Below are 19,874 nucleotides of genomic sequence, written 5' to 3'. Positions count from 1 at the left end.
AGATACCAAGTTTTAGGATCGCATCGCCGACATGTTCCCATCGCGCGTTTAACGCGATCCTCGAAAGGGCGGGCGCATATCTGTTCTGCCCTGTCCGCGCTCGGTGAGCGTTTGCTTCCACAGCTCATCGACCGTGGTTCCGAAATGCGGTGATGCAACGAACTATTGTAGTCGCTGATCCTTGTCAAGCGACCTCGTTGTCGGCGCGCAAATGCGCAGGCGCGGGACTGTCGTCGCGCGAGACGGCCGTGGAGATTGCGCTTGCCCGCCCGTATTGCAGACGACTAATGTCCGAATGATTAACAAAGCGAGCGCTCATGGCTAACACGCCTTTGAAATTGGTCGTCATCCTCGTTGCGCTGGCCGCCGCCGGCTTCTCGTTTTTCTATGCGCGGCGCACGGCCCCAGCCTGCACGGAAGACGGGAAATACATGTCCTCGGTGAGCGAATGTCAGGCCTGGGGGTTCGATTCCGGGCTCTGCAAGCAGGCGGTCGACAAAGCCCACGCCGTCGCTGCGCAGGCGGCTCCGAAAACCGAGACCATGTTCCAGTGCGAGCTGCGTTTCTCCGATTGCTTCGAAAATCCGGCCGGCGGCTTTACGCCTCGCCCGGCGTTCTGCCTGCGCGCCGACGGGGAGCCGAAGGAAATCCGCTACCTCGAATATGAGTCCGACCGCCGCAACCGGAAAAAGACCAAGGAAGTGCGTATCGACTAAGGAGGCTAAAGCTCCGCTTGGCTCACCTGCCCGCGTCGGCCCGCCGCGGCGCGATTTGGAAATCCGAGGCGTCGATGACGAGCTGGCCCGCGCCGGTGCGCATGTCGATATGGATCGGCACGACGACATGCACGTCCGGCAAGGGCGCGAGCCACACGTTTATATCCCGGTTCTCAGCCAAATAGCGGGTCGACTTACTATCGGGGCGGTGTCCGGCGATCGGCGTGTAACGCGCCGAGCAAACGGCGACTGGCCCCGAATAGCCGTGCGTCTGAGCCGTGTGAGCGCCCGCAAAAGAGAGCTGGACGTCGAAACGGGTCACGCCGTCGAACACAGAGATCGTGCGGTTGCAGGCGGCCGGCCCAATAAGCTCCTGGCTCTGGGGAACGCTCATGATCAGCGCGCTGACGGGATCAACGATGCGTTTCTTTGCGCCGTCGTTGAGCGGAACGCGCATCTCCGCGTCCCAAGGCTCCGGCTTCACCTCGACCGCGCGCACGGCGTTGCTGGCAAGCGACATCCGCACCGTGCGCGTCTCGTCGTTGTTCGAGGTCGTATTGGCGTAGGCCGAAGGCGACGGGCCGGCGGCGGTCAAGCCGCCGCTCGCGGTCGCCGCCCCCTTGGTGTTGTTCACGAGATTGGCGAGACCCGAGGTCCGCATGGAAATATCGACGCGGTAGCTTTCCGGCTCGACCACGCCCGAAGCGGAGGCGCTGCCGATCGAGAGCCCCATCAGGCTCAAGGCGTAGTGCGCCTTGATCGTTTCGGCCGCGGTCGGCCCGGCGCCGGCGCAAAGCAGCGCCGCAATCGGCAAAGCCGCGGAGGGCGGGAAAAGCTTCAAGATCCGGCTCATGTTGCTCAAGACTGCAGTAGGTGGCGCGTCGCGGAACGAAGCCTCACGCCGACTCCTGCCAATGCCCGTCCGAATAGATGCGCCAGGCGCGCAGCCCCGCCTTGGCGACAACCATCCTACCGGCTTTCGCTTCCGAGACGAGATGTCTGAATATGAGAGGATTGCGCCAGGAAAAGGGCTTCTCCGGATCGCAAACCGCGTGGTACTCGTCGCTGTCCGGATCGTCCATGAGGAGCGTCCCGACCTTGTCGGGCCGCATCGTCGCCGGCAGCCCGCGATCTTCTTTCCATTGGCAGTAATAATCCCGGCAAACCTCGGGGCGCGTTGCGTAAACGCCGCAACCTCCCGCGCCGGCGCAATGTTCGCAGAGCTTGCCCGCGGTCTTCTTCATCTCCTCGATTTCGAGGACCTTGCAGCAGAAATGGCAGGGGCCGCAGGCCTTGCCGGGGATGTCGAGCATGATAACCGCGCCAGGGAGACAGTGAGAATCGAATCGGCTTATTGTCCCCCGGACGGCGCTGGATGCAAGCAGCGCCGGCGCCCAAGGGACGGCGACGAAGGGGCGGCGGTGAAGAGTCGGCGGCGAGGATGACGCAAGGACGGACCAGAATCGTTTCGATCTGCGGGAGCCTGCGCGCCGGCTCGGTCAATGCGGCCGTGCTTGCGGCGGCGGCGCGGCTCGCGGGCCCCGACGTCGAGATGTCGCCCTATTGCGGGCTCGACGCATTGCCGCATTTCAATCCGGATTGCGACCATGACGCCCCGCCGCCCGGCGTGCGGGACCTGAGAGAAGATCTCGCGCGCGCCGACGCCATCCTGTTTTCGACGCCCGAATATGCCGGATCGTTGCCGGGCAGCTTCAAAAATCTGCTGGATTGGACCATCGGCGCAAGCAGCCTCTACCGCCGCCCCGTGGGGTGGATCAATCCATCCGCCCATGGCGGCGCGCGCGACGCCTTCCATGCGCTGCGCCTTGTCCTTGACAAGGCCGGCGCAAATGTCGTCGAAGCCGCCTGCGCCGACGTCCCCGTTGGCCGGGACGCGCTGGACGCGGACGGGGAGATCCGGAACGAAACGCTTCTGCGAAAAATCGCCGCCGTCACGAGCGCGCTGGCCCGCGCCGCCACTTGAAGAGGGAAGAAGAATACATGGCGCCTGACATCAACCCCTCCACGCTTTTCGTTCCGCCGCAGTGGCTTGCCGAGAATCTTGCGTCGCCGGAAATCGTCGTCTTCGACGCGTCCTGGCATATGCCGGCGGCGAACCGCGATCCGCGGGCCGAATATTTGGCGGGGCATATCCCGGGCGCCGTCTTTTTCGACATAGACGCGATCGCCGATCACTCGACCGGCCTGCCGCATATGCTCCCCTCGCCCGAGGTCTTCGCCGCCGAGATGCGCCGGCTGGGCTTTGGAGACGGCATGCGCGCGGTCATCTACGACAGCGTCGGCCTCTTCTCGGCCCCGCGCCTCTGGTGGACGATGAAGGTCTTCGGCGTGAAAAAGGTCTCGATCCTTTCCGGGGGCCTTCCGGCGTGGAAGGCGGAGGGACGGCCGCTCGAGACGGGCGATGTCACCCGCGAACCGCGCGACTTTACGCCCGCATTCAATCCGGAACTCGTCGCCGATTGGAAACAGCTAGACACGTGGCTTTCGAGCGGCGACGCTCAGGTCGTCGACGCACGCGCCTTTGAGCGCTTCATGGGCCGCGCCCCCGAGCCGCGTCCGGGGCTGCGCGCCGGCCATATGCCCGGCGCTCATAATCTGCCCTTCGGCGAGGTGATCGAGGGCGGAAAGATGAAAGACAAAGCGGGATTGGAAGCCGCCTTCGCCGCGGCGGGCCTCGATCCTGCAAAGCGGACGATAGCAAGCTGCGGATCGGGCATGACCGCCTGCATCCTCAGCCTTGCCCTCGCCGCCGCTGGCCGGCCGATGGCGACAGTCTATGACGGCTCATGGTCGGAGTGGGGCGCCCGCGCCGATCTGCCGGTCGTATCCTATTCAGACTAGCGCTGATGAATCGAGCAAATTTAGCTCATAACTTAATCATATAGCCTAAATATCAGGCATCATCACGGGTTTCGGCGCCGACCGATTGGCCATGGCGCGGAAATCGCTCAGGTGGTAGAAGCTCGGCGGCGTCGGCAAAGGCGAAGCGCGGGTGCGGGCGGGAGCTTCAGGCGCAGCGGGGATAAGCGATGAAAAAAGTCGAGGCGATCATTAAACCTTTCAAGCTCGATGAAGTGAAAGAGGCGCTGCAGGCGGCTGGTCTGCAAGGCATCACTGTCACCGAGGCGAAGGGTTTCGGCCGCCAGAAGGGTCACACCGAGCTTTACCGGGGGGCCGAATATGTCGTTGACTTCCTGCCGAAAGTAAAAATCGAGATCGTCCTTGCGGACGAGGCCGTCGATCGCGCCGTCGAGGCCATTCGCATGGCCGCCCAGACGGGTCGCATCGGCGATGGCAAGATTTTTGTTTCGAACATCGAGGGCGCAATCAGAATCCGCACGGGGGAAACCGGCGTGGACGCGATTTAACCTTCGGGGCTATCGTGAGCTTCCTAGAAAGACTGTTTCGCCGCTCCGCTGCGCCGCAAACGCATGCAACTAAACCCAAGGAAGAGGCAAGGATCGACATGACAACTGCCAAGGACGTAATCAAGCAGATCAAGGACAACGACGTAAAATACGTCGACTTCCGCTTTACCGATCCGCGCGGCAAGTGGCAGCACGTGACCTTCGACGTGTCGATCGTCGACGAAGAGGCGCTGAACGAAGGCATCATGTTCGACGGCTCGTCGATCGCCGGCTGGAAGGCGATCAACGAGTCGGACATGACGCTCCTGCCCGACCTCTCGACCGTCACCATGGACCCCTTCTTCGCGGCCTCGACCATGTCGATCGTCTGCGACGTCGTGGAGCCGGCGACCGGCCAGCCCTACAACCGCGACCCGCGCTCGATCGCCAAGAAGGCCATGGCGCATGTGAAGTCGATCGGCGTCGGCGACACCGCCTTCTTCGGCCCCGAGGCCGAATTCTTCGTCTTCGACGACGTCCGTTTCTCGTCCGACCCCTACAACACGGGCTTCCAGCTCGACTCGGTCGAGCTGCCGACAAACTCCGACACCGCCTATGAGGGCGGCAACCTCGGCCATCGCGTCCGCACCAAGGGCGGCTACTTCCCGGTCCCGCCGGTCGACTCGGCCCAGGACATGCGCTCCGAGATGCTCGCCGCCATGGCGGCCATGGGCGTCAAGGTCGAGAAGCACCACCACGAAGTGGCTTCCGCCCAGCATGAGCTCGGTCTGAAGTTCGAGACGCTCGTCACCGTCGCCGACCACCTGCAGATCTATAAGTATGCGATCCATCAGGTGGCGCATTCCTACGGCAAGTCGGCGACCTTCATGCCGAAGCCGGTCTATGGCGACAATGGCTCGGGCATGCACGTCCACCAGTCGATCTGGAAGGAAGGCAAGCCGGTGTTCGCTGGCGACAAATACGCCGGCCTCTCCCAGGAGTGCCTGTGGTACATCGGCGGCATCATCAAGCACGCCAAGTCGCTGAACGCCTTCACCAACCCGTCGACCAACTCCTATAAGCGTCTGGTCCCGGGCTTCGAGGCGCCAGTGCTGCTCGCCTATTCCTCGCGCAACCGCTCGGCCTCCTGCCGCATTCCCTTCGGCTCCAACCCGAAGGCCAAGCGCATCGAGGTTCGCTTCCCCGATCCGACGGCGAACCCGTATCTCGCCTTCGCGGCCATGCTGATGGCCGGCCTCGACGGCATCGCCAACAAGATCGATCCGGGCGCGCCGGCCGACAAGGATCTCTACGATCTGCCGCCGGAAGAGTTGAAGGCGATCCCGACGGTTTGCGGCTCGCTGCGTGAAGCGCTCGACAGCCTCAAGGCCGACTACGCCTATCTGACGGCCGGCGGCGTGTTCAACGAGGACTTCATCAACGCTTACATCGATCTCAAGATGCAGGACGTCTATCGCTTCGAAATGACGCCCCATCCGGTCGAGTTCGATATGTATTACAGCTACTGATCCATAAGGAGCCGGCTTCTGGTGAAGCTGGAGACTTACGGATGAGAATCGGTGGGCCGCCCTCTGGGCGGCCCATTTTTTTAGCGGCCCGGCTTACTGCGATAGTTCATCCGAGATCCGCTCGATTGGTTCGGCGCCATCCCCCGACGCTCGGACACACAGGAACTCACCGCCGTCATTGCGAGGAGGCGGAGCCGACGAAGCAAACCAGGGCCGCATCGCTGCCCTGGATTGCTTCGTTTCGCTCGCAATGACGGGCTCTGAATAAAACCAGCGCTTTTATGGCTCTGGATTCGATGCGAGCTGTTCAAACGGAAATGCTATCAGATCGGGAGAGGGCGACGCTTTCCTTTAGGCGCGCCGGCGCCTACATCAGCGTCGGGCAGAGAGAAGCGCTCATGGCGAACACCATAACGATCACCGTGCCGCATGATCTTGGAGTGGAGACCGCGAAAAAGCGTCTCGCCGAGCGCATCGAGATGCTGCAGCGTGAATATGTGGATAAGGTCGCGCAGTCAGAAGTAAGCTGGGCGGGCGACGTCGCCACGGTCCGCGTCGCCGCGCTGGGCCAAAGCGCGACGGCGCGAATGACGGTGCTGCCCGAGCTGGTTCGGATAGAGGTGCAACTGCCCTGGTTGCTCGCCAAGCTCTCCGGCGGGCTTCAGGATTTCATCTCTCGCAACGCGAATGACGTCCTGCGCATCGGCCCCGGAAAAAAGACCTCCTGATCAGCGAAGGGCGTCGCCCCCCTCGCCTTCCACCGCCTCGAGATGCATGTTTTCGGACGACACCAGTCGCAGGTTCGGCTGCTGTAGAGCATTCGCATTCTTGCCGACTGAATAATGCGCCCGCGTGGCGCCACGCCCGCGTTGGAGGGCAATCGCGTCGTGATGGCGCCTTTTCGCGAGCGACAGACGCCGCTCATTGCGCGCCGACTCTCTCATGAAAAGCGCCAGGACGATCAGTATGTCCGTGGCGCGGTCGAGCGCGCCGAGATCGAGAAAGCTGCGAAGATCGCTCAGAATCAGCTCGCGCGCCGATGTCTCGCCGCGATGCGCATTCATCCGATAACTTGCAAGAAGCGTCCGATGCATGGGGGTAACGGATGCTGAAAGAGTGATTTCGTTCAACGCCAAAGCAACGCCAAATTTGCCGAGTTCGGTCATTTGTACTCCCCGCACGAAACGCTGGAACAAGCCGCAGCGGACACCGAAACTGTGGCCCGGAACCTAGCCGCGACAGGCGCGCCGCTCAATTTGGGGAATATACCTAATTCTCTGTGAAACGAGGTTTTCGCAAGTATTTACATGACTCCCGAGTGCCTCTTTGGCGCTTAATTCAGCACATGTCGCCGTCTGCGAGGTCGAACCAGATGCGCACCAGCTCGGGCAAGGTTCGCGCCCCAAGTTTGGCCATTGCATTCGAGCGGTGAATCTCGACGGTGCGTGGTCGAATGCCGAGCTGCAAAGCGACTTCCCGGTTCGGGCGCCCATCGAGGATGGCGCCGACCACATCCTTCTCGCGCGCGCTGAGCGTTTGGTATCGCGCGAGCAACTCGTGCTTGCGCCGCGTCTGCTCCATTCGCGCCCAACTGATGTCGAGTCCCCGCTGGACGGCGGAAACGAGCCTTTCCTTTTCGAGCGGCTTGGCGAGGAAATCCGCGGCGCCCTGTTTCATCGCCTGCACCGCTCGCGCAACGACTGCGCTCGGCGAGACAACGATGATCGGCAGCGGCTCGAGGAACTCTCGCAACCGTCGAATCGACGCGGAGGCTGGCTCTTTGAGCTCCAGAATGACGCATCCGGGCTCGCTCGGGTCCTTATGGGCGAGAAAGGCCGACACGTCTTTGAAAACCTCGACGGAGCGACACTCCTGGCAAACAAGCGCGGCAATAGCCGCCCGTTCGTCCTGCTCTTGCGCAACGACATAGATAGTCGGCATGTCGACGTCCTTGAACGTCTTAGAACGCCACCCGCAAAAGCTCATAAGTCTTCTGCGACAAGCGCGCTTCATTCTTGAAAAATTCGCGATTTCTGGCGTCTACATTTTTCGATGCGGACCGAAAACGCGCTGCTAGAATAAAATCACTCTAGCACAGTCAATGCTCGAGGCGAAGCTAAATTCGTCTAAGTTGTGTTTTGGTTTTGATTATCTCCTGCCGAAATCCGGCGCGGACGTGTCTTGTCCCTGCTCGACGATCGAACGGCGAATAGCGCGCGTGCGGGTGAAGAAGTCGAAGAGTCCCTCGCCGTCGCCGCGGCGAATCATGCGTTGAAGCGCACTCAAGTCCTCGTTGAAGCGTCCGAGCATTTCGAGGACCGCCTCGCGATTATTGAGGAAAATATCACGCCACATGGTGGGGTCGGAGGCGGCGATGCGGGTAAAATCACGAAAGCCCGAGGCCGAAAATTTAATGACCTCCGAGCGCGTCTGCTCACCGAAATCATCCGCCGTGCCGACGATGTTGTAGGCGATGAGATGCGGCAGATGGCTCGTGAGCGCCAGCACCTTGTCGTGATGCTCGGGGCTCATCGATTCGACTTTCGCGCCGATTCGCGTCCAGAAATTCGCGAGCCGCGCCACCGCAGAGGCGTCTGCGCCTTCGAGCGGCGTGAGGATGGACCAGCGATTCTGGAACAGCGTCGCAAAGCCCGCGTCGGGGCCCGAGAATTCGGTGCCGGCGAGCGGATGCGCGGGGATGAAATGAACCCCCGCCGGCACATGGGGCGCAATCTGCGCCACAACCGCGCCTTTCACCGACCCGACGTCGGAGAGAATGGCGCCTTTTTCGAGATGGGGCGCGATTGCTTGCGCGACCACGCCGCAGACGCCGACCGGCGTGCAGATAATGATGAGATCGGCGCCCTTCAGAGCCTGCGCCACATCGCCGCCTGCGTCGTCCGCAATGCCCAATTCGCGCACGCGCGCCATGACCTGCTGCGAGGCGTCGACAATTGCGATCTCGCCTGCCGCCCCATAGTCACGGGCCGCCCGGGCGATGGACGAGCCGATGAGGCCCGCGCCGACGATCGCCAGCCTGTCGAAGATCGGCTCAGCCATTGGCCGCCGCTTTCCTGTCCGACATGAAATCGCCGAGCGCGGCGACCACCGCTTCATTGGCCTCCTGCGAGCCGATGGTCAGGCGCAGAAATTCGCCCATGCCATAGGCGCCGATGGCGCGCAGCACGAGGCCCCGCGCTGTCAGGAACCGATCGGCGTCGGCGGCCGTGCGGCCCGGCGTTTGCGGGAAACGGATGGCGATGAAATTGCCGACGCTCGGCAAAACCTCGAGCCCGAGGCTCGAAATTTCCCGCGTAAGCCAGGGCAGCCATTTCTGGTTGTGCGCAACGGCCGCCGCGACATGCGCCGTGTCCTGCACCGCGGCGACGCCCGCGATCGAGGCCGCGCTCGACACGTTGAACGGCGAACGGATGCGATTGAGCGAATCGATCACATGCGCCGGCCCATAGCCCCAGCCGAGCCGCACGCCCGCCAGACCATAGATCTTCGAGAAAGTGCGCGTCATGACGACATTCTCATGGGCGTCGACGAGCGCGATCCCCGCTTCGTAATCGGCGCGAGTCACATATTCGGCGTAGGCCGCGTCGAGCACGAGAAGCGTGCGCGCCGGCAGGCCCTTGGCGAGCCGCTCGACCTCCGCGGCCGGAAGATAGCTGCCGGTGGGATTGTTCGGGTTGGCCAGGAAGACAATCTTCGTCTTCTGGGTCACGCGCTCCAATATGGCGTCGACATTCGCCGTGTAATCGGTCTCGGGCGCGACGACGGGGACGCCGCCGGCGGCGAGCGTCACGATTTTATATTCCAGGAAGCCATATTGGCTGTAGAGGCCCTCGTCGCCCGGCCCGATATAGGCGAGCGCCAGCAGCTCAAGAATATTGTCGGAGCCCGCCCCCATGATGATGCGCGCAGGATCGAGCCCATAGCGGGCGCCGACCGCCTCGCGCAGCGCCGCCGACGAGCCTTCCGGATAGATGGCGATCTGATGCGCCATGTCGCGCAGCGCCTGCACGGCCGCCGGCGACGGGCCGAGCGGCGTTTCATTGGCCGAGAGCTTGAAAACGCGGCCTGCGCCGGGCGCGCCGGCCTTGCCGGGCACATAGGCGTCGATATCGAGGACGCCGGGGCGAGGGATGGGACGCGTCATGGCTTAGCTCCTGGGCGCAAAGACGCCGCTGCGCGCTTCGCTGAGTTCGTATCTTTCGGCGTGGCTGCCGATGGGCTCCACGACGGCGTCGGCCACGCCCGCCCCCGCCAACTCCTGCGCAAAGCGCGCGGCCTCGACGCGGCCCGGGGCGGCCACCATGAGCGACAGGCCGCCGGCATGGGGCGCGCTGGCGAGGATTTCGCCCTCTAGCGCCGAGACGACGGCGGGGATGGCGTGCGTCCAATGCGGCAAATTGATTGCGTGCAGAAGAATGTCGCGCGACGCGGCGTCCGCGGCGAGCCGCGCCACGATGAAGACGGGCAGACCCGCCGGATGATCGGGGCGTTCGACGAAAGGCAGCCGCGCGATGATCTTGGGCGCGCGCTCGCCGATGAGCCGCATCCACCAGGCGCCCTCCTCCAGGGCGCCGGCTGCGCGCAACATGCCGAGATCGCCGCGCGAGGCCGCAACCGCGTCGATCACCGCGCGAGCGCCGTGATGGGCCACATAAGGCACGGTGAAGCCGAAGTGAAAGCGAGCGCTGTCGCGCATCTGCGCGTCGCCGCCCGAGTCGTCGGCATGCACGGAATAATTCGCCTGCACATAAGTGAAGGTCGAGACGATGACGCGCCAGATACCCTCGACCGCGTCGAGCGGCAGCAGGCCATGGTGACGCTCGACCAGCGCGCGCATCATCTGCGCCTCGCGATCCGGCCGGAAGGCGCAGCCGCCGCCCTGAGCGCGCTTGGCAGCGATCAGTCGGTCGATGATCTCGCCGCGCGCCATCAGCAGCCGATGCATATCGAGATCGATGCGGTCGATCTCGCCGCGCAAATCGGCAAGCATGTCGGCGGCGGAGGTGAGCTCGGGCGTGTCGCGCATGGCGCTTCTCTTAGGCCAGCAGGCCGCGAGAGTGAAGGGGGGCGGCGCGGGCCTCCCCTGGCGCCGGCGCAAAGCGACAAGGTCGCTTGCTGGGCGCCCGGGCTCCGATAGACTGGCGGGCCAGAAATAAAGGAAGCGCCATGTCGAATAAGCTTGCAGCCTGCCTCGCCCTCTTCTGCCTCTCCTTCGCCGGCGCCGCTCGCGCCGATGGCGTCGATCTCAAGGGCTTCCACGCCAAGGCTCTGGCGGAGCTCGCCGACCTCGGCCATCTCTCCGAGCTCACCGGCAAATACAAAATCCGCGTGACGCAGGTCACCATGGACGAAACCGGCTATATGCACGCCCACCACCATGTCGGGCCGGGCATCCGCTGCATGGTCTCTGGCGAAATGGCCTACGCCATCGGCGGCAAGACCACCGTCTACAAAGCAGGCGACTGCTTCACCGAGACCGGCGCCCAGACCCATGAGTCGTCGAATGTCGGCAAGACGCCGGTCGTGCTGCTGAATTTCGAGCTGCTGCCCGCCGCCCTGCCGGACGGCAAAGGCTCGCTGATCCCCGAGCCCAAGGAGGGCGAAGGCCACTCGCATCCGGCGCCCTGAGGCGGTTCTGCTGACAAAGCGGCGTTGCGACGCCCCTCGTGCTCCGAGACGCCTGCTGCGCAGGCTCCTCCGCATGAGGGGATTTTGCATCTGCGCCAAACACTTAGGCGTCTTCCTGAGGAGCAAGCGAGACCGCCTCGGACGCTGTGTCGGCGCGCCGGATTTCATCTCGATGCCTCCGCCGTGATCGTCGCCGGGTCGATCCCGTCCCAGGCGCAGAGCTGGCCCGCGCGGCGCGCTTGCAGGATCGCGGCGAGCAGCGCCACGCCGCTCGCCGTCTCGACCGCTTCCTTAGCGGGCGCGACGACATCGGCAGTGGTGAAGCGAATGGCGCGCCCGGTATCGGCGGCCGCCTGATTGCAGGCTTCAATCAGTTCGATTTTGGCGCGGCCCTCGATGCGCCGGCCCGCCTCCTCCTCCGGCCTCGGCGCAAACAGCCAAAGCAGGAGCAGAGCGATCGCCAGCGCGGCGATGAGGAGAGCCGTCCGTCTCATCTACAGCGTCTTCCCCAACCGCCCGGCAAGGTCGGTCACGAATTGCCACGCCACGCGGCCCGAGCGCGCGCCGCGAGTCATCGCCCATTCCAGCGCCTGCGCGCGTATATCGGCCTCCGGCGCCTCCAGCCCATAATGGCGGGCGTAGCCGAAGACCATCGCGAGGTAATCATCCTGATTGCAGTTGTGGAAACCGATCCAAAGACCGAAACGGTCGGAGAGCGAGACCTTCTCCTCCACCGCCTCCTTGCCGTGGATGGCGTTGGCGCTTTCATTTTCCATCATGTCGCGCGGCATGAGATGGCGCCGGTTCGACGTCGCGTAGAAGAGGACATTGCCAGGGCGCCCTTCGACGCCGCCCTCCAGCGCGCTTTTGAGCGCCTTGTAGCTCGTCTCCGGCCCGTCGAAGGAGAGATCGTCGCAAAAGACGATGAACTGGTAGGGCGCGCCGGCGAGGGCGCCGAGCAGATCGGGCAGAGCCTCGATGTCCTCGCGATGGATTTCGACGAGCTTGAGCCGCCCCTCCCCCGCCAGCGCGCCATGCACGGCCTTGACGAGCGAGGATTTGCCCATGCCGCGCGCGCCCCAGAGCAGCGCGTTATTGGCGGGCAGGCCCTGGGCGAAACGCGCGGTGTTGGAAAAGAGAATATCGCGCTGAAGGTTGATCCCCTCGAGCAGGCCAAGGCTCACGCGGTTGATCCGCTCCACCGGATGGAAGACCGAGCCCGCCGCGCGCCAGACAAAGGCTTCGGCGGCCGAGAAATCCGGCGCCGATGGCGCGGGCGGCGCGAGGCGCTCGAGCGCGTCGGCGATGCGGGAAAGATGGGCGGCGATATTCTTTTTCGACATTGGGGCGTCCTAAACAAAAATCTCGAGCGCAACCTTATCGCAAATTGCGTGTGGGGCGCTGGCGGGTGTGACCACGTGCATCCTTCCTTCACATCACTGAAACGCCCCCTCCCTGTCCCTCCCCCGCTAAAGCGGGAGAGGGGACACTCGCGATCAGCATTCTCAATGAAGGCCACAATCTACCCCCTCTCCCGCGAAGCGGGGGAGGGTTGGGGAGGGGGCAATGCAGCGCCACAAATCCCGCCGCCGATTTCCGACGCGAGGCGATACAGGAAGCCGGGACGCCCCGGCCCCGTTCGGCCGGTAGCGTGAAAAATAAGCGCATCGGGGCCAGAGCGTCCCGGCTGCGGTCTTTATTCGCGCGCACCTTTCCGGGCCGAAGTAGCGCCATCTCGTGGCGGTTCCTCCGTCCGGCGCAGCCGCCAGACGGCGCCTGCTTCTTTCCCGGGAGGTTTGAACCTCCCGAGCGCGTCGCAAGGGCCTCGACATGCGCCGCCTCCGGCCCGCCGGCGCTTTCCCTTTCGGTACTCGGGCCGCGTGTCGCGGGCGCGAAAACTATGCCCAGCCTTTGCGTGGATTTCTCCACGCAATCTCCCCACGAAGGAGAGACCCGGCGGGCGGCGCCGGAGTCCCGCACGGAACGAGGGTCGCGTCCCGCGCTTAACCGACCCCGCCGACGCCGCCGACCCTGACGACGCCCCTGCAAGTTGACGAGGCGGGGGAAGGATAAGGCGGTTTTTGAGGGTGGGGATAAATTAGGGGGCGAAATTCTTTGCGACGGCCGCGCTCTGCCCCTCTCCCCGCGCACAGCGCGGGGAGAGGGTGGGTGAGGGGCTTGGGGGATGAGCGGGAACGATAAACAGTGGGCCCTCATCCGACCCTCGCTGACGCGAGGGCCACCTTCTCCCGCAAGCGGGAGAAGGGGAGAGCCCCGCGTTTGGGGATCATAAGCAGCCGATCGCCGGATCGCCGGGCGCCCTGGACCGCGAGCCTTCAGGCTCGCTCTGCGATATGCGAGCCTGAAGGCTCGCGGTCCGTGGGTTCCGACCCCGCTTTCGCGTGTTAAGAGGAGGGATTAGCGCGGATGGCGATGCCGCGCTGATACAAAAACTAGAGGACAGCCTTGACGCTCGACGCCGACGCCCTGCTCTCCCGTGCGAAAATCATCATCTCCCCCGCCGACGCCGAAAGAGCGCAAAAGGCGCTCGATCGCGTGTTGGAGAAAGATAAGGGCCCGCTCGCGTCCTTCCTCGCCGCACACCCCAAGGCGCGCGACCTGCTCTTCGGCGTCCTCGGCTCCTCACCCTATCTCACCGATCTTGCGGCGCGCGACCCGGCGCGTCTGACGACGGCGCTCGCGGCCGATCCGCAGACGCGCGTCGACGGGCTTATCGGAGAGGCTCGCGCGCTGGAGACGGACGACGAAGCCGAGATCATGCGCCGTTTGCGGCTCATCAAGCAGGAAGCGGCGCTCGTCATCGCGCTCGCCGATCTCTCCAAAGCCTGGGACACTTTGCAGGCGACGGAGGCCCTCACCCGCATCGCCGACGCCATGCTTTCCGCCGCCATTCGTTTCACGCTGCGCCAAGCCCAGCACGCAGGCAAGCTCGAGCTCGCCGACCAGCGCGATCCCGAACGCGCCTCTGGGTGGATTTTCCTCGGCATGGGCAAGGGCGGCGCCTATGAGCTGAACTACTCCTCCGACATCGACCTCATCGTCTTTTTCGACCGTTCCCGCGCCCGCCTCACCGACCCTTCCGAAGACGTCGATCTCTTCGTGAAGCTCACCAAGCGCATCGTGAAGATCATGAGCGAGCGCACGAGCGACGGCTATGTCTTCCGCACCGATTTGCGCCTGCGTCCCGACCCCGGCGCGACGCCCATCGCCATTCCGCTGGAGGCGGCGCTCTCCTATTACGAAAGCATGGGCCAGAATTGGGAGCGCGCGGCCTATATCAAGGCGCGGCCCGTCGCCGGTGACATTTACGCGGGCGAACAGTTTTTGCAGGAGCTGTCGCCCTTCGTCTGGCGCAAATATTTCGACTTCGCGGCGATCGCCGACGTGCATTCGATCAAGCGGCAGATTCATGCGCATAAAGGCCACGGCAAGATCGCCGTCATCGGCCACAATATCAAATTGGGGCGCGGCGGCATTCGCGAGATCGAATTCTTCACGCAGACGCAGCAGCTCATCACCGGCGGACGCGACAAAAGATTGCGCGGCCGCGCGACGCTGCCCATGCTCGACCAGCTCGTCGAAAGCGGCTGGGTGGAAGCGCAGGCGCGCGACGATTTGCGGGAAGCCTATCTCTTCCTGCGCGACGTCGAGCATCGCATTCAGATGGTCGCCGACGAGCAGAAACATACGCTGCCCGAGACGAAAGAAGGCGTCGAGAATATCGCCCGTATGATGGGATTTGCGGGCTATGACGACTTTGCCGAAGCGCTCATGAAGCGGCTCGACATCGTGCAGGGCCATTATGCGCGGCTCTTCGAAAGCGCGCCCGAGCTTTCCGCCACCGGCGGCAATCTCGTCTTCACGGGCGACGACGACGATCCCGAGACGATCGAGACGCTGGCGCGCATGGGCTACAAAGACCCCAAAATGGTGACCGCAACTATTCGTGGCTGGCACTTTGGCCGCTACGCCGCGACGCGCTCGACCGTCGCGCGCGAACGCCTGACCGAACTCACGCCAAAATTGCTGGAAGCCCTCGCCGCGACGGAAAATGCCGATCAGGCCTTTCTCGCTTTCGACAAGCTTATCCAGAAGCTACCCGCCGGCGTGCAGCTTTTCTCGCTGCTCGTCTCGCAGCCGCGCCTGCTCACGCTGCTCGCCGCCATCACCGGCGCGGCGCCCAAGCTCTCCGCCACCATCTCGAAGCGGCCTCGCGTGCTCGACGCTTTGATGGAGCCGGCGTTCTTCCACACTCTGCCGAGCGACGCCGATCTCCGTGAGCGCCTTGCGGCGCAATTCGCCGAGGCGCGCTCCTATGAAGATGCGCTGGACCGCGCCCGCATCTTCGGCCAGGAGCAGAAGTTTCTCATCGGCGTGCGCGTGCTGACCGGCTCGATCTCGGTCGCGGACGCCGGCGCCGCCTATACGCGCCTTGCCGAGACGCTGATTGCCAGCCTCTTCGAAGAGGTTTGCAAGGAGTTCGAAAAGGCGCATGGCCGCATAGAGAACGGCGCGGCGGCGGTCGTCGCCATGGGCAAGCTCGGCGGGCGCGAAATGACCGCCGCCTCCGATCTCGACCTCATGCTGCTCTACGAGGCCGATCCGCACGCGGAGTCTATCGGGGGCGAGCGTTCGCTCTCGACGGCGCAATATTACGCCCGCCTCACCCAGCGCCTCATCACCGCGATTTCGGCGCCGACCGCTGAAGGCACGCTCTACGAAACGGATTTTCGTCTCCGCCCCTCCGGCAATATGGGGCCGATCGCGGTAAGCCTGAAATCCTTCGAGGCTTACCAGGCGGAAGAGGCCTGGACATGGGAGCATATGGCGCTGACCCGCGCCCGCGTCGTCGCCGGGCCGGCGGCATTCGCGGCTCGCGTCGAGGCGGCGATCCGCGCCGCGCTGACCCGGCCGCGCGACCCGCAAAAGCTGAAAATCGACGTGCTCGCCATGCGCAAGCGCATCGAGCAGGCCAAGGGCTCGAACAGCCCCTGGGAGGTGAAGCAGGTTGCGGGCGGGCTGATCGACATCGAATTCATCGCCCAATATCTGATGCTTCTGCATGGCGCGGCGCATCCGGAGATTTTCTCCACGACGACGCCTTTGGCGCTGCGCAAGCTGCGCGACGCCGGCCTGCTCGACGCTGGCGCGGCCGAGACGCTTCGCGCCGCCGCGAGCCTTTACCAGGGGCTCACGCAAGTGCTGCGCCTTGCCGTTGACGGCCCGTTCCGGGCGACGGACGCGCCGCGCGGCCTGACCGAACTGCTGCTGCGGGTCGGGGATTCGCCCAATCTCTCCCATCTCGAGGCGCTGCTCGCCGATTCTCAGAAGAGAACGCGGGAGATTTTCCTGTCTGTCATCGGACCGTTTTCTGGGCCCGCTACCGGCGCTGGGGAGTTGTCAGAGGCGCCGCCTCCGGCATAGATACGCCCCATTCGTCACGCAGGAACTTTCCGCGCCGACCGTGGCGGCGGCTTTTCTGGGGCCTTCTGCCTCGATTTCTGGAGCATATCATGTCAAATGCCCGCTATAACGCGCGTTCCCTGGCCGGCGTCGCCTTCGGGACGCTCGGTCTCGTCGCCCTGATGGCCGCCGCCGCGCCCGCGCAGGCCAAGGTGCTGGCCAAGGTGAATGGCGTCGAGATCACCGACGACGACCTCAAAATCGCCATGGAAGATCTCGGCCCGGGCATTCCGCGTCAGCTCGAAGGCAAGGCGCGCGACAGCTATATTATCGACTTCCTCATCGACGAGCAGCTCGTCGTGCAAAAGGCGCAGGCCGACAAGCTCGCCGAAACCCCGGAATTCGCCAGGAAGATGGCCTATCTGCGCGACAAGGCGCTGATGGAGACCCTGCTCGGCAATGTCGCCAAGAACGCCGCGACCGACGCCGCCATCAAGGCGACTTATGACGAGGCGGCCAAGAACCAGAAGCCCGAGACCGAGTTCCACGCCCATCACATCCTCGTGCCCACCGAGGAAGAGGCCAAGAAGGCGCTCGCGCGCGTGAAGGGCGGCGAGGATTTCTCCAAGGTCGCCGGCGAAGTCTCCAAGGACCCGGGCTCCAAGGGCGGCGACCTCGGCTGGTTCACCAAGGACCGCATGGTGCCGGAATTCGGCGAGGCGGCCTCGAAGATGAAGCCCGGCGACATTTCCGAGCCGGTGAAGACCCAGTTCGGCTGGCACATCATCAAGCTCGACGAGACCCGCCCGAAGACCTTCCCGCCGATGGATCAGGTCAAGGAGCAGGTCGCTCGCTATGTCGTGCAGAAGGCGCAGAGCGAGCTGGTGATGAAGCTGCGCGAAGGCGCCAAGATCGAGCGCACCGACCAGCCGGCCGACGCCGCCAAGGGCGGCGCGGCTCCGGCGCCGACGGCCAAGCCGGAAGAGAAGAAGAAGTAAGGCGATCGCTCGACCGGGTCGATGTCATTCCCGACGCTCGCAAAGCGAGCGATCGGGAATCCAGAGCCAAACCAGCTCCGTCATTGCGAGCGACGCGAAGCAATCCAGAGCCACGCTCGCTGCCCTGGATTGCTTCGTCGCTTCGCTCCTCGCAATGACGGTGGGGGCCGGATTCTCCGTCGGGCTTTTCGCCCGACGGGAGTAACGGCGCATTTTCCGCCTTCAAACTTTCGTTTCGAAAAAAGCGTTTCTGACATTGTCGATTGCGCCCCCAATGCCAAAAATGGCGTTATTGGCTTTCGCGACCACCATATCCGTTCCGAAATGCCGGGCGCCGAGACGCTTGAAAAAGCCGAGCGGTCCCGAGGTGAAAGCTTTGAGATCGTTTTCCACCAAAGCGGCGACGACCGTCGCGGCGCGCTTCTCGATCGCGCTCTGCAGATTGCCTCTGACAACCGGATTGTCGAAGACCTGAGGGCGCGGCAGATCGCTGGCGCCGATGGCGATTTCTTTCATCATGTCGGGCGTGACCCCTTGGATCTCCGGCGTGAGCGGGATGATCGGCAGGCCCGGCTCCTTGCCGCGCTCGGTGTCGTGCAAACGAAGATCGCCGCTGTCGATGTCGCGAACGAGCCATTTTTTGCGCAACGCCTCGGGGAATTCCGCAAACAGCGGATTGCTGACGGGCAGCGAGAAATTCGCGCGGAAAAACGCCTGCGCATTGCGCCGGCCGAGCAAATAATCATGGTGGCGGAAAGATTGGTGCAGAAAGCCGCCGAAGCCGCCGAGAACGCCACAGGCGATCGGATAGAGCTTGGAGTCGGGATGCGCATTGGGCTCCCGCTCCGGTTCGATCATGTAGCGCGAATAGACGCGCTCGTCCTGCGCCAGCGCCAGCTCGTCCGGCTTGAAGCGCGCCTGATCGATCAGCGTCGAGAATAATCTGGGCAGGACGTCGAGAAGCCTCTCTCCGCGGCCCTCGAGGGTCGTCTTCTGCAGATTGGGGAAGGGCGAAATGAGGATGATCGATCTATTCGCTCTGTCGGCGCTGCGCTCGTTGCTTCCGCCTGTCCCGGCAAGATAACGCCGCACAAGCTCGAGTGGTTCGTTGTCGATCGTCCCGCCGTCCACCGCGACGAATGAATAGGGCTGGACCGATTTTACCCAGTCATCAGGATAGACAGGCGTGAACCCGCCATTGGCTTCGAAGCCGACCCGCTGGCTATGCCAGTAATCCAGCTCGTTCCTTTGGATGAAGCGCGGCGCGAGGCCGACCGGAAAAGCGCCCGTCGCCTTGGCGGCCGTGCGGAAAAGCTCCCAACCCTCGGTCTGCGTGCTCCCAATGTCCAGCGCCAGGGCGCCATCCGCCTGCCCCGGCGCCACGCCGATGTTGAAATCGAGGTAGTCGCCGTGATTGAGCATGCCGTATCGGCGCGGATCGTCGGAGCCGAAGAGCTGGAAGGAATAGGGCACGCCGCGCAGATTGGTGAGCGTGAGAAAGACGCGCAGATCGCGCGAGGCGCCGCGTCCCACCCAATTTGGCCGCCGTATTTCGCCCGAAAGCTCGAAAGCGTTAGCGACGATCTCGTCGATGACGTCGCAGCACAAGGCCGATTTCACGCCCTGCGCCGCCCTGGCGCCATCGAGATCGGTGGTCTCGAGAAGCCGCATGATGTCGATGTCGTGAACCCAGCTCGAATAAAGCCGGTTGGCGGGCGGCAGCGGCAGCGGCTTGCCGGGCCACACATGCTCGGGCCGGCGAAAGGCGTGGAGCGCGGAAATCGCCGCGGTCATGCCGCCCGCCGAGGCGCCTGCCATGATCGGGATGCGCACGTCATGCGTGGGACCGTCCCAGCCGGGATGCGCCTTGGCGCTCTCATAGGCGTCGAGCGCTTCGATGAGAAAGTCCATGACGCCGGCCGAATAGGCGCCCGCCGAGATGGCGCCGGACAACACCACGCCGATTTCGTATAAAGGCTTCGACACATCATTCTCCCTTAAAAATGCTTTGCGGCGAAGGGCCAGACAAGCAGGCCGCCGTGACGGGAGTATAAACTTTTGCACGCAGCGGAGAATGACAGCGCAAAATGCCGCCGCCGCGCGCGTCGCGGCTTGACGGCGCGGCTCCATGCCGCCAAACCCCATTTGCAAACACATTCTCCGCGCCGCCCTCTTCAGGCGGCCGCATCG

The 19,874-nt window shown here is 64.0% G+C and carries 19 protein-coding genes; 9 read left to right on the top strand and 10 right to left on the bottom strand.

Annotated elements, in window-relative coordinates:
• The first annotated feature begins 317 nt into the window (after positions 1-317).
• On the top strand, positions 318-716 hold the full coding sequence (locus JJT62_RS17950; RefSeq protein WP_202074168.1) for a DUF1190 domain-containing protein: 399 nt from the start codon (positions 318-320) through the stop codon (positions 714-716).
• 22 nt (positions 717-738) lie between these two features.
• Here JJT62_RS17950 and JJT62_RS17945 read toward each other — a convergent pair whose 3' ends face one another.
• Both JJT62_RS17945 and JJT62_RS17940 read right to left on the bottom strand, forming a co-directional pair.
• Positions 739-1,557, bottom strand: a complete 819-nt coding sequence (locus JJT62_RS17945) for a DUF3108 domain-containing protein (RefSeq protein ID WP_246744986.1) — start codon at positions 1,555-1,557, stop codon at positions 739-741.
• A gap of 55 nt (positions 1,558-1,612) precedes the next feature.
• Complete coding sequence (locus JJT62_RS17940) at positions 1,613-2,029, bottom strand: hypothetical protein (RefSeq protein ID WP_202074166.1); 417 nt, start codon at positions 2,027-2,029, stop codon at positions 1,613-1,615.
• Positions 2,030-2,157: 128 nt separating this feature from the next.
• Between JJT62_RS17940 and JJT62_RS17935 the strand changes: the two genes are divergently transcribed.
• The 5 genes from JJT62_RS17935 (at position 2,158) to JJT62_RS17915 (ending at position 6,341) form a co-directional block, all read left to right on the top strand.
• The gene (locus JJT62_RS17935; protein WP_202074165.1) at positions 2,158-2,700 is read left to right on the top strand and encodes an NADPH-dependent FMN reductase; all 543 of its coding nucleotides are present in this window, start codon (positions 2,158-2,160) and stop codon (positions 2,698-2,700) included.
• A 17-nt stretch (positions 2,701-2,717) separates the two neighbouring features.
• Positions 2,718-3,578, top strand: coding sequence for a 3-mercaptopyruvate sulfurtransferase (sseA, locus tag JJT62_RS17930; protein WP_202074164.1), 861 nt, complete (start codon positions 2,718-2,720; stop codon positions 3,576-3,578).
• Positions 3,579-3,766: 188 nt separating this feature from the next.
• Positions 3,767-4,105, top strand: coding sequence for a P-II family nitrogen regulator (locus tag JJT62_RS17925; RefSeq protein WP_202074163.1), 339 nt, complete (start codon positions 3,767-3,769; stop codon positions 4,103-4,105).
• 98 nt (positions 4,106-4,203) lie between these two features.
• Positions 4,204-5,613: a type I glutamate--ammonia ligase gene (glnA, locus tag JJT62_RS17920; RefSeq protein ID WP_202074162.1), complete on the top strand. Its 1,410-nt coding sequence runs from the start codon at positions 4,204-4,206 to the stop codon at positions 5,611-5,613.
• A 398-nt stretch (positions 5,614-6,011) separates the two neighbouring features.
• The gene (locus JJT62_RS17915; RefSeq protein WP_202074161.1) at positions 6,012-6,341 is read left to right on the top strand and encodes a polyhydroxyalkanoic acid system family protein; all 330 of its coding nucleotides are present in this window, start codon (positions 6,012-6,014) and stop codon (positions 6,339-6,341) included.
• On the opposite strand, the gene JJT62_RS17910 is transcribed toward JJT62_RS17915, so the two are convergent.
• The 5 genes from JJT62_RS17910 to JJT62_RS17890 all read right to left on the bottom strand — a co-directional run bounded on the left by JJT62_RS17910 (position 6,342) and on the right by JJT62_RS17890 (position 10,660).
• A complete protein-coding gene (locus tag JJT62_RS17910) occupies positions 6,342-6,779 on the bottom strand; it encodes a hypothetical protein (protein WP_202074160.1) in 438 nt (145 codons plus the stop codon).
• A 172-nt stretch (positions 6,780-6,951) separates the two neighbouring features.
• Positions 6,952-7,554, bottom strand: a complete 603-nt coding sequence (locus tag JJT62_RS17905) for a response regulator transcription factor (protein WP_202074159.1) — start codon at positions 7,552-7,554, stop codon at positions 6,952-6,954.
• A 207-nt stretch (positions 7,555-7,761) separates the two neighbouring features.
• On the bottom strand, positions 7,762-8,673 hold the full coding sequence (locus JJT62_RS17900) for a prephenate/arogenate dehydrogenase family protein (protein ID WP_202074158.1): 912 nt from the start codon (positions 8,671-8,673) through the stop codon (positions 7,762-7,764).
• Entirely contained in the window at positions 8,666-9,778 is a 1,113-nt protein-coding gene (gene hisC / locus JJT62_RS17895) for a histidinol-phosphate transaminase (RefSeq protein WP_202074157.1), read from the bottom strand. Before hisC ends, JJT62_RS17900 begins: the two co-directional genes overlap by 8 nt.
• 3 nt (positions 9,779-9,781) lie before the next feature.
• A complete protein-coding gene (locus tag JJT62_RS17890) occupies positions 9,782-10,660 on the bottom strand; it encodes a chorismate mutase (RefSeq protein ID WP_202074156.1) in 879 nt (292 codons plus the stop codon).
• A 140-nt stretch (positions 10,661-10,800) separates the two neighbouring features.
• Between JJT62_RS17890 and JJT62_RS17885 the strand changes: the two genes are divergently transcribed.
• A complete protein-coding gene (locus tag JJT62_RS17885; RefSeq protein ID WP_202074155.1) occupies positions 10,801-11,262 on the top strand; it encodes a cupin domain-containing protein in 462 nt (153 codons plus the stop codon).
• A gap of 164 nt (positions 11,263-11,426) precedes the next feature.
• Here the strand turns inward: JJT62_RS17885 and JJT62_RS17880 are convergent, their stop codons facing one another.
• Both JJT62_RS17880 and JJT62_RS17875 read right to left on the bottom strand, forming a co-directional pair.
• On the bottom strand, positions 11,427-11,756 hold the full coding sequence (locus tag JJT62_RS17880) for a hypothetical protein (RefSeq protein WP_202074154.1): 330 nt from the start codon (positions 11,754-11,756) through the stop codon (positions 11,427-11,429).
• The gene (locus JJT62_RS17875; protein WP_202074153.1) at positions 11,757-12,605 is read right to left on the bottom strand and encodes an ATP-binding protein; all 849 of its coding nucleotides are present in this window, start codon (positions 12,603-12,605) and stop codon (positions 11,757-11,759) included.
• A gap of 1,123 nt (positions 12,606-13,728) precedes the next feature.
• Here JJT62_RS17875 and JJT62_RS17870 point away from each other — a divergent pair.
• Entirely contained in the window at positions 13,729-16,707 is a 2,979-nt protein-coding gene (locus JJT62_RS17870) for a bifunctional [glutamine synthetase] adenylyltransferase/[glutamine synthetase]-adenylyl-L-tyrosine phosphorylase (protein ID WP_202074152.1), read from the top strand.
• A gap of 89 nt (positions 16,708-16,796) precedes the next feature.
• On the top strand, positions 16,797-17,684 hold the full coding sequence (locus JJT62_RS17865) for a peptidylprolyl isomerase (RefSeq protein ID WP_202074151.1): 888 nt from the start codon (positions 16,797-16,799) through the stop codon (positions 17,682-17,684).
• Between the two features lie 222 nt (positions 17,685-17,906).
• Here JJT62_RS17865 and JJT62_RS17860 read toward each other — a convergent pair whose 3' ends face one another.
• Positions 17,907-19,670, bottom strand: coding sequence for a patatin-like phospholipase family protein (locus tag JJT62_RS17860; protein ID WP_202074150.1), 1,764 nt, complete (start codon positions 19,668-19,670; stop codon positions 17,907-17,909).
• Between the last annotated feature and the right edge of the window lie 204 nt (positions 19,671-19,874).

The organism is Methylocystis sp. Sn-Cys, assembly GCF_016745395.1.
GTDB classification, from domain to species: Bacteria; Pseudomonadota; Alphaproteobacteria; order Rhizobiales; family Beijerinckiaceae; genus Methylocystis; species Methylocystis iwaonis.
The sequence above is the reverse complement of the archived record's forward strand: the minus strand, read 5'-3'. Positions and strand labels throughout refer to the sequence as shown.

Coding starts and splice junctions, on each gene's coding strand:
- JJT62_RS17875 (WP_202074153.1), bottom strand. CDS start 12,605: ATGTCGAAAAAGAATATCGCCGCCCATCTTTCCCGCATCGCCGACGCG.
- JJT62_RS17925 (WP_202074163.1), top strand. CDS start 3,767: ATGAAAAAAGTCGAGGCGATCATTAAACCTTTCAAGCTCGATGAAGTG.
- sseA (WP_202074164.1), top strand. CDS start 2,718: ATGGCGCCTGACATCAACCCCTCCACGCTTTTCGTTCCGCCGCAGTGG.
- glnA (WP_202074162.1), top strand. CDS start 4,204: ATGACAACTGCCAAGGACGTAATCAAGCAGATCAAGGACAACGACGTA.
- JJT62_RS17915 (WP_202074161.1), top strand. CDS start 6,012: ATGGCGAACACCATAACGATCACCGTGCCGCATGATCTTGGAGTGGAG.
- JJT62_RS17905 (WP_202074159.1), bottom strand. CDS start 7,554: ATGCCGACTATCTATGTCGTTGCGCAAGAGCAGGACGAACGGGCGGCT.
- JJT62_RS17950 (WP_202074168.1), top strand. CDS start 318: ATGGCTAACACGCCTTTGAAATTGGTCGTCATCCTCGTTGCGCTGGCC.
- JJT62_RS17865 (WP_202074151.1), top strand. CDS start 16,797: ATGTCAAATGCCCGCTATAACGCGCGTTCCCTGGCCGGCGTCGCCTTC.
- JJT62_RS17900 (WP_202074158.1), bottom strand. CDS start 8,673: ATGGCTGAGCCGATCTTCGACAGGCTGGCGATCGTCGGCGCGGGCCTC.
- JJT62_RS17935 (WP_202074165.1), top strand. CDS start 2,158: ATGACGCAAGGACGGACCAGAATCGTTTCGATCTGCGGGAGCCTGCGC.
- JJT62_RS17910 (WP_202074160.1), bottom strand. CDS start 6,779: ATGACCGAACTCGGCAAATTTGGCGTTGCTTTGGCGTTGAACGAAATC.
- JJT62_RS17885 (WP_202074155.1), top strand. CDS start 10,801: ATGTCGAATAAGCTTGCAGCCTGCCTCGCCCTCTTCTGCCTCTCCTTC.
- hisC (WP_202074157.1), bottom strand. CDS start 9,778: ATGACGCGTCCCATCCCTCGCCCCGGCGTCCTCGATATCGACGCCTAT.
- JJT62_RS17890 (WP_202074156.1), bottom strand. CDS start 10,660: ATGCGCGACACGCCCGAGCTCACCTCCGCCGCCGACATGCTTGCCGAT.
- JJT62_RS17880 (WP_202074154.1), bottom strand. CDS start 11,756: ATGAGACGGACGGCTCTCCTCATCGCCGCGCTGGCGATCGCTCTGCTC.
- JJT62_RS17940 (WP_202074166.1), bottom strand. CDS start 2,029: ATGCTCGACATCCCCGGCAAGGCCTGCGGCCCCTGCCATTTCTGCTGC.